General features: G+C 63.1%; 6 protein-coding genes. 4 read left to right on the top strand and 2 right to left on the bottom strand.

Annotated elements, in window-relative coordinates; all coding sequences use genetic code 11:
- Window positions 1-1421: ATP-dependent helicase (locus EOL86_10430; protein ID NCD25987.1), on the top strand; the 1421-nt coding region annotated here is incomplete at its 5' end.
- Window positions 1422-1474: 53 nt separating this feature from the next.
- Here EOL86_10430 and EOL86_10425 read toward each other — a convergent pair.
- Both EOL86_10425 and EOL86_10420 read right to left on the bottom strand, forming a co-directional pair.
- Window positions 1475-3595 (bottom strand): STAS domain-containing protein, encoded by a 2121-nt coding sequence (locus EOL86_10425; GenBank protein ID NCD25986.1) that lies wholly within the window; start codon window positions 3593-3595, stop codon window positions 1475-1477.
- Between the two features lie 72 nt (window positions 3596-3667).
- Complete coding sequence (locus tag EOL86_10420; protein ID NCD25985.1) at window positions 3668-4519, bottom strand: universal stress protein; 852 nt, start codon at window positions 4517-4519, stop codon at window positions 3668-3670.
- 302 nt (window positions 4520-4821) lie between these two features.
- Here EOL86_10420 and EOL86_10415 point away from each other — a divergent pair, with 302 nt between their 5' ends.
- The 3 genes from EOL86_10415 to EOL86_10405 all read left to right on the top strand — a co-directional run.
- Window positions 4822-6015 (top strand): glycine betaine/L-proline ABC transporter ATP-binding protein, encoded by a 1194-nt coding sequence (locus EOL86_10415; protein ID NCD25984.1) that lies wholly within the window; start codon window positions 4822-4824, stop codon window positions 6013-6015.
- A complete protein-coding gene (locus EOL86_10410) occupies window positions 6012-6851 on the top strand; it encodes a proline/glycine betaine ABC transporter permease (protein ID NCD25983.1) in 840 nt (279 codons plus the stop codon). Before EOL86_10415 ends, EOL86_10410 begins: the two co-directional genes overlap by 4 nt.
- 10 nt (window positions 6852-6861) lie before the next feature.
- A partial coding sequence (locus EOL86_10405) for a glycine betaine ABC transporter substrate-binding protein (protein NCD25982.1) occupies window positions 6862-7673 on the top strand: 812 nt, incomplete at its 3' end.

The following is a 7673-nucleotide window of genomic DNA, read 5'->3' as shown; positions in this document are numbered from 1 at the left end:
ACGAAAGCCCCAACGTCATGGCCGTCGGCGACGACGCCCAGTCCATCTACGCCTTTCGCGGGGCCAACGTTCGCAACATCCTCGATTTCCCGAAAAATTTTCCCGGCACCACGATAATCAAACTGGAGCAGAACTACCGTTCCACCCAGCCCATTCTGGAGCTGACCAACGCCATTCTGGACGGATTCCGCGACAAATTCACGAAACACCTCTTTTCCGAAAAAGCCGACACCAGCCTGCCCGAGCACATCCTGCCCTTTTCGGATCGCAGCCAGGCCCGGCTGGTCACGGCCAAAATCGTGGAGCTGGCCAGGACCTACCCCCTGAACGAAATCGCCGTCCTCTTTCGGGCCGGGTTTCAGTCCTACCATGTGGAAGTGGAGCTGAACAAAATCGGGCTGGCCTTCCGCAAGTACGGCGGCATCAAATTTTCCGAGGCCGCGCACGTCAAGGACGTTTTGGCCTGCCTGCGCATCAGCCAGAACTCCTCGGACCTGCCGGCCTGGCAGCGCATCCTGTCCAACGTGCCCGGCATTGGTCCCAAAAGCGCGCAAAAAATCCACCACGCGGTCATGATCAACGACGCGCCCTTCCTGACCGCCCAACGCGCCAAGAGCCCCAAGCTCGACAATCTGCTGCGCGTCCTGGACACCCTGCGCACCCAGGCCATGAGCCCGGCCACGGCCCTGACCTTTGTGCTGGACTACTACCAGCCCGTGCTGGAGGAAAAATTCCCGGACGATTATCCCCGCCGCGAGGCCGGCCTGCAGGAGCTGACCCAGATCGCCCTGGGCTACGAGGACATCCCCGCCTTTCTGGGCGACCTGAGCCTGGACAGCCCCGACGCCGCCGAGGACCACGGCCAGGCGGTGACCCTGTCCACGGTCCACTCGGCCAAGGGCCTGGAATGGGACGCCGTGCTCGTCATCGATCTGGTCGAGGACCGTTTTCCGTCCCGCCACGCATTAAACGACAACGACGATTTCGAGGAAGAACGTCGGCTTTTGTACGTGGCCTGCACCCGGGCCAGGGAGCATTTGAGCCTCTTCTCGCCCGAAAGCCTGTACAGCCGGGAGCTGGCGGCCAGCAATCCAGCCCGGATGAGCCCTTTTCTGGAGGACATCCCGGCCCACCTCATGCACCGCTACCGCGAGCAGTACACCGGCGGACTGGGTCTGCAGGCCGCGCCCAAGCCCAAGGTTCCGGACATGACGGTGCCGGCCGCGCCCGTTTCCGACGAATACTCCCAGGCCACGCCCAGCCAATCCCCGGCGCACACCCCGGTTCAGGGAACCTACTGCCGGCACAAGATTTTCGGCCGGGGCAAGATCGTGTCCCGCGTCGAGCCCAACAAATACAAAATCAACTTTCCCGGTTTCGGCCTGAAGCTGATCATCGAGGATTACGTGGAATTGGAATAGCCGCGACCATGGGGGCGGTTCGCGAACCGCCCCTCCCCGCTCCACGCCTTCAATCAACATCCTGTCGCATGGACAGAGGCATACAAGGCGTCACCCTCGGCGTCCTGGCCCAGACGGGCGAAGATGGCGTTCAGGGCCAGGCATTCCGTGGCGAAAATGTTGTCCTCTCCGATCAGATCATACAGACCGGTACCGCGCATCACCTCCAAAACCTGCCTCTTGAGCCCGGAAAAAACCACATCCATCCCTGTTTCCCGTAATTGCAGCACCAGATGCTGCAGCATTTCCTCGCCCGTGGCGTCCATGAAGTTGATGGCGTCACCAACAACCAGCAAGACACGCGTGTTCCGATGTTCGGCCACGGCCTTGAGCACCGCGTCCTCGAAATGCGCGGCGTCGGCGAAATACAACGAGCCGTCAAAACGCAACACCGTGATCAGGGCCGACGTCGTCAGGCCCGGATGCACGCGCACGTCGCGCAGGGTCCCGTCCGGATAGCGCCCCAGAATGGCCACGCGCGGCGACATGGTCCGGTGCAGATAAAAGCCCATGGCCAGGGCCACGCCAGCCATGATGCCCCGGTCCAGATGCGGCGCGGCCAACAGGGTGACGACAAAGGTGACCACGGCCACGAGGCCGTCGGTCCGGCTGGCCTTCCAGGTGTGCGCGAAGGCCTGGGGCGTGATCAGGCCGGTCACGGCCAGAAGGATGATCATGGCCAGGACGGACTTGGGCAAGTGATAGAGCAGGGGCGTGAAAAAAAGCAGGGTCGCGGCCACGAAAATTCCGTTACAAACCATGGCCAGGCCGGTCCTGGCTCCGGCCTGAAGATTGATGGCCGAGCCGGTGAAGGAACCGCAGGCCGGGTAGGCCTGAAAAAACGCGCCGCCGATATTGGCCAGACCCTGACCGATGAGTTCCTGGTTGGGGTCGATGTGCTGTCGGGCCTTGCTGGCCATGGCCTTGGCCATGGAGATGGACTCCATGAATCCGACCAGGGCGATGATCAGGGCCGAGGCCAAGAGTTGCAGGGCCGCGTCCAAATCCAGGGTGGGCACGGTGAACGACGGCAGGCCGGCCGGTACCGCGCCGACCACGTCCCCGCCGCCGACCAGATGCAGTACCCCGGCCTCGATGCGTTTGATATGCCAGGCCCGGCCATCGCCGGACAAACCCGCCGGCGTGGCGCCGACCTCGTGCAAGTCTCCACCGCCTTCGTGTTCGATCCGCGTGAAGCGCAGCGTCCGCACCGCCCGTAACAATTCCTTGCGTTCCATTTCCAGGGCTTTCTTATCAATATCGAGCAGCTCCAGGGCGTGGCGCAACTCGACGGCGGCCCGCTCATTTCCGGCCTTGGACTCCTCGCGGACGCGGACCGCCAACTCCGCGCCCTCGGCGGCCAGGGTTCCGAGGCGCTCCAGCCGGTCCGCGTAGGCCTCCACCACTGCCCGGGCCTGGAGCGTGGCGATGTCCCCGATCCTGGCCTGGGTTTTTTGATCGTACCCGATCCAGGCACTCAGGGCCGTGGTCAGGGCCACGGCCACGAGCACGCCAGCCTTGGATAGGGCCGGAATCCGCTTCAATCCGAGCATCAGTCCCAGACCCAGCAGCCCCATGGCCAGGGTCGGCACATGGGTCTGGGGCAGATGTCCGAGCATCTCCCAGACATCTTTCAGAAAAAACTCGCCACTGCCCTTGGGAACGCCCAAAAGCATGTCCAGCTGGGACAGACCGATGATGATAGCCGCCGCGTTCATGAATCCAAGAATAACCGGATGGGAGACGAAATTGACGATGGTTCCGAGTTTGACCACGCCCAGCAGGAGCTGGATAAGTCCCACCAACAGGGTCAGCAACAGGGCCAGACCAATGTATTGCGGCGTGTTGGACACGGCCAGGGGCGCGACCGCGGCGGCGGTCATCAGGGAAATGATGGCCACCGGACCCGTGGCCAGCTGCCGCGACGAACCCCACAAGGCCCCGACAATGGCCGGCACGAAGGCCGTGTACAGACCAAAATACAGGGGCAACCCCGAAAGCTGGGCATAGGCCATGGCCTTGGGCACCAGAATCAGGGCCCCGGTGACGCCGGCCATGAGGTCGGCGCGCAGAACCAGGGAGGAAACCGGAAACCAGGTCAAAAACGGAAAAAAACGCCGCACTCTGTCGGTCATGGTGTAATCCTGCCTGCAAGATGATCCGCGAAAGAACATGGCCCAACCATCCGGCGTCACCCGGGTGGCCGATCAGGCCGTGACGACCAGCACCGCGCAATGCGCCCAGCCGCAAACTTCCTTGGTTATCCGTCCCGTGAACATCCGGGGCAGCGGACCGCCGCCGACCCCGCCGATCATGATCGTGTCCACGCCCCGTTCCTCGGCGGCGCGCACGACGACATTGGACGGATGCCCGACCTCGGCCACGGCCTCGAAGGCCAGGCGCGGCCATTTCGTCCGCCCCCGGGCACAGATGTCCTCGACCATGCGCCGCGCGCCCTCCAGACCCGTCCGACGCTTGGTCACGGCCACGAAGGTCAGCCTCTCCAGGGTCTGGCAACACTCGCCCAGACTGAGCGCCTCCTCCACGGCCAAACGGCTGCTGGCCGAATCCTCGACCGCCACGAGGACATGGGTTCCCGTGCGCAGACTGTCCTTGGGCAGCACCATGACCATGGGAAAACCCAGCCCGATGACCTTGGATGTCATGCTCCCGACCATCAGGTACAATCGGCCCGAGCGCCCGTGCCGGCCCATGAGGACGACATCCGCCCCGCGCATCCGGGCCTGTTCGACAATGGCGTGCTCGGGAACCGATGACCCGACCACCACGGTCTCGCACTCCACCCCGCAGTCGCGGGCCATGGCGCGAATCCGCTCCAGATGGGGCGCGACCTTGGCCTGCCGGCGCATGACCGCCGCGTTGGCGGACTTGATGGATTCGGCCTCGATCCTGACCACGTGCAGGGCCACGATCCTGGCCCCACAGGCCTGGCCGAAATAAATGGCCTCCTGCACCGCCCCGTCGCTGAAATGGGAACCATCGGTGGCCAAAAGCAGGGTCTTGGCCTCGCCCAAAAGGCTGGTGGAAAATCCGTCCATGCGCGCGCTCCGTGATCGAGGGTTGGGGGAGCATAAGGGATAACACTTGAAGCGGGGGCACGACAAGGCGGGGAACGTGTTTCGAGACCATCCTCCCGACGCGGCGGAAAGGGCACCGAAACCGCGCCGCCGTTATCCATCCTGGTGGTACCGGTTCAGAAACCTCGGGTAGATACCCATACCCGATCTCTCCCCGCGTCCTCCCCTTTCACGATCCGATTTTTTCCGTAGGATGCTCGAAGCTCAAGAAACGGGCCAACGCGCCGGGAGCACGGCCCGTGGACCTCAACCAAGGAGACTTAATGGCAAAAATATACGTCAAGGGTTTGTACAAAATCTTTGGGCCCAATCCCACCAAGGCCATGGACATGCTGGCCAAGGGCAGGAGCAAGGAGGAAATCATGGCCTCCATCCGCCACGGCGTCGGCGTCAACAATGCCAGCTTCGACGTGCGCGAAGGCGAAATCGTGGTCATCATGGGCCTGTCCGGGAGTGGAAAGTCGACGCTGGTCCGCTGCCTCAACCGCCTGATCACGCCCACGGCCGGATCGATCCTGGTTGACGATCAGGATGTGATGGCCATGGACGACGCGGCCCTGCGTCAGCTGCGCCAACGCAAAATGGGCATGGTTTTTCAAAATTTCGCCCTCTTCCCCCATCGCACTGTTCTGGAAAACGCGGCCATGGGTCTGGAAATACAGGGCATGCCCAAGGCCGAGCGTTTGCAAAAGGCCGAGGAGGCCCTGGCCCTGGTCGGACTCGACGCCTGGGCCGCCTCCTATCCCCGCGAACTGTCCGGAGGCATGCAGCAGCGTGTCGGCTTGGCCCGGGCCCTGGCCCTGTCCCCGGACATCCTGCTCATGGACGAGGCCTTCAGCGCCCTGGACCCGCTCATCCGCCGCGACATGCAGGACGAGCTGATCAATCTTCAGGACAAGATGCACAAAACCATTGTCTTTATTTCCCATGACCTGGACGAAGCCCTGAAACTGGGCGACCGCATCATCCTGATGAAGGACGGGGCCATTGTCCAAATCGGCACGCCCGAGCAGATTCTGACCGCTCCGGCCACGGACTACGTGGCCCGGTTTGTCCAGGACGTGGACATCACCAAGGTCCTGACCGCCGAGTCGGTCATGAAACGCAGCGAGGCCGTTGCCCATCTGCGCACCGACGGCCCGCGCGCCGCCTTGCGCAAAATGCGCACCCACAACATCGCCCACCTCTTCGTGGTCGATCACAACAACCAATTGGTCGGCATTGTCTCGGCCGACGCGGCCGCCGCCCTGGCCGCCAGGGGGCGCGACCAGCTGGCCGAGGCCGTGTGCACGGACATCAAGACGGTGTCCCCGTCCACCCCGGCCCAGGACCTGTTCGCCATCATGGCCGACCTGCCCTATCCGCTGGCCGTGGCCGATGAAAACAACAGATTCAAGGGCGTCATCGTCCGTGGCACCCTGGTCGCGGCCCTGGCCGAACGGGGAGGCGCGGCATGAGCACCTTCAGAATTCCCGTGGGCGAAGGCATCGAGACCGGCATTGATTTTCTGGTCACGCACCTGTCCTTCATCACCAAGGCCAGCGCCGACGTGGTCGAAACCGTCCTCGGCGCCATGGAACAAGGCCTGCTGACCATTCCGATTCCCGGCTTCATCGCCCTGGCGATCCTGGGAATCTGGCTGACGACCAAGGACCGCAAACTCTGCCTGGGCAGCGCCCTGGGTCTGGCCCTGATCTGGAACATGGGCCTGTGGTCGGCCACGATCAGCACCATCGCCCTGGTCGTTGTCGCGACCTTGTGCGCCATCCTCATCGGCGTGCCCCTGGGCATCTGCGCGGCCATCAGCAGCGGCATGTACAAAACGGTCATGCCCGTGCTCGATGTCATGCAGACCATGCCGGCCTTTGTTTACCTCATTCCGGCCATTCCCTTTTTCGGCCTGGGCAAGACCGCGGCCATCTTCTCGACCGTGATCTTTTCCATGCCGCCGGCCATTCGTTTCACCTGCCTGGGCATCCGGCAAATTCCACCCGAGCTGGTCGAATGCTCCACGGCTTTCGGCGCGACGCGCATGCAACGTCTGTTCAAGCTGGATCTGCCCCTGGCCGCGCCGACCATCATGGCCGGCGTCAACCAGACCGTGATGCTGGCCCTGTCCATGGTCGTCATTGCCTCCATGATCGGCGCCAAGGGCCTGGGCGGCGAGGTCTGGAAAGCCATCCAGCGCCTGCAGATGGGGCGTGGGTTCGAGGCCGGCATCGCCATCGTCATCGTGGCCATGATCCTGGATCGGGTGCTCCAGAAACTGGGCACTCCCAAACAAAAAAAATAAGGAGAACTTCATGAAAAAACTGTTGATCGCGCTTTTGTGCCTGATGTTCGCGGCCCAGACGGCTTTTGCCGGCAAGGGCAAGGTCCGTCTGGCCTATGTGGAATGGGATTGCGCCACGGCCAGCACCATGACCGCCAAGGCCGCCCTGGAAGAAATGGGCTACGAGGTCGAGACCCTGCCCGTGGCCGCCGCGGCCATGTGGCAGGCCCTGGGCACGGGTGACGTGGACGCCATGGTCACGGCCTGGCTGCCGGTGACCCACGGCGATTACTATGCCAAGGTTCAGGACAAGGTCGAAAAGGTGTCCACGATCTCCGGCGGCGCCAAGCTGGGCTGGGCCGTTCCCGCTTACGTGACCATCGACTCCATCGAGGATCTCAACGCCAACGCCGACAAGTTCGATGGCAAGATCATCGGCATCGATCCGGGCGCGGGCCTGATGAAGCTGTCCGAGCAGGTCGTTTCGGACTACGGCCTGAAACTGGAATTGATGGAAGGCAGCGGCGCGACCATGACCGCGGCCCTGGCGGACGCCATCAAGCACAAGAAATGGGTTGTGGTCACGGCCTGGTCGCCGCACTGGATGTTCGGCAAATGGGACCTCAAATACCTGAAGGACCCCAAGGGTGTCCTGGGCGGCGAAGAACAGATCGAGGCCATTGTCCGCAAAGGCCTGGACAAGGACATGCCCGAGGTCCACGCGTTTTTCTCCAATTTCAAATGGGATTCGCCGGCCCAGCTCCAGATGGTCATGGCCTGGAATCAGGCGGGCGGCACGCCCGAGGACAACGCGCGGCGCTTTCTCAAGGAGTACCCGGACAC

It is taken from the genome of Deltaproteobacteria bacterium, from assembly GCA_009930495.1.
In the GTDB taxonomy this organism is placed as follows: domain Bacteria; phylum Desulfobacterota; class Desulfovibrionia; order Desulfovibrionales; family Desulfomicrobiaceae; genus Desulfomicrobium.
Note: the sequence above shows the minus strand (reverse complement) of the source record. Positions and strands in the feature narration are given on the sequence as shown.

Excerpts from the sequence above, each read along its gene's own strand:
- EOL86_10425 (NCD25986.1), bottom strand. The coding sequence starts at position 3,595 with ATGACCGACAGAGTGCGGCGTTTTTTTCCGTTTTTGACCTGGTTTCCG.
- EOL86_10420 (NCD25985.1), bottom strand. The coding sequence starts at position 4,519 with ATGGACGGATTTTCCACCAGCCTTTTGGGCGAGGCCAAGACCCTGCTT.
- EOL86_10415 (NCD25984.1), top strand. The coding sequence starts at position 4,822 with ATGGCAAAAATATACGTCAAGGGTTTGTACAAAATCTTTGGGCCCAAT.
- EOL86_10410 (NCD25983.1), top strand. The coding sequence starts at position 6,012 with ATGAGCACCTTCAGAATTCCCGTGGGCGAAGGCATCGAGACCGGCATT.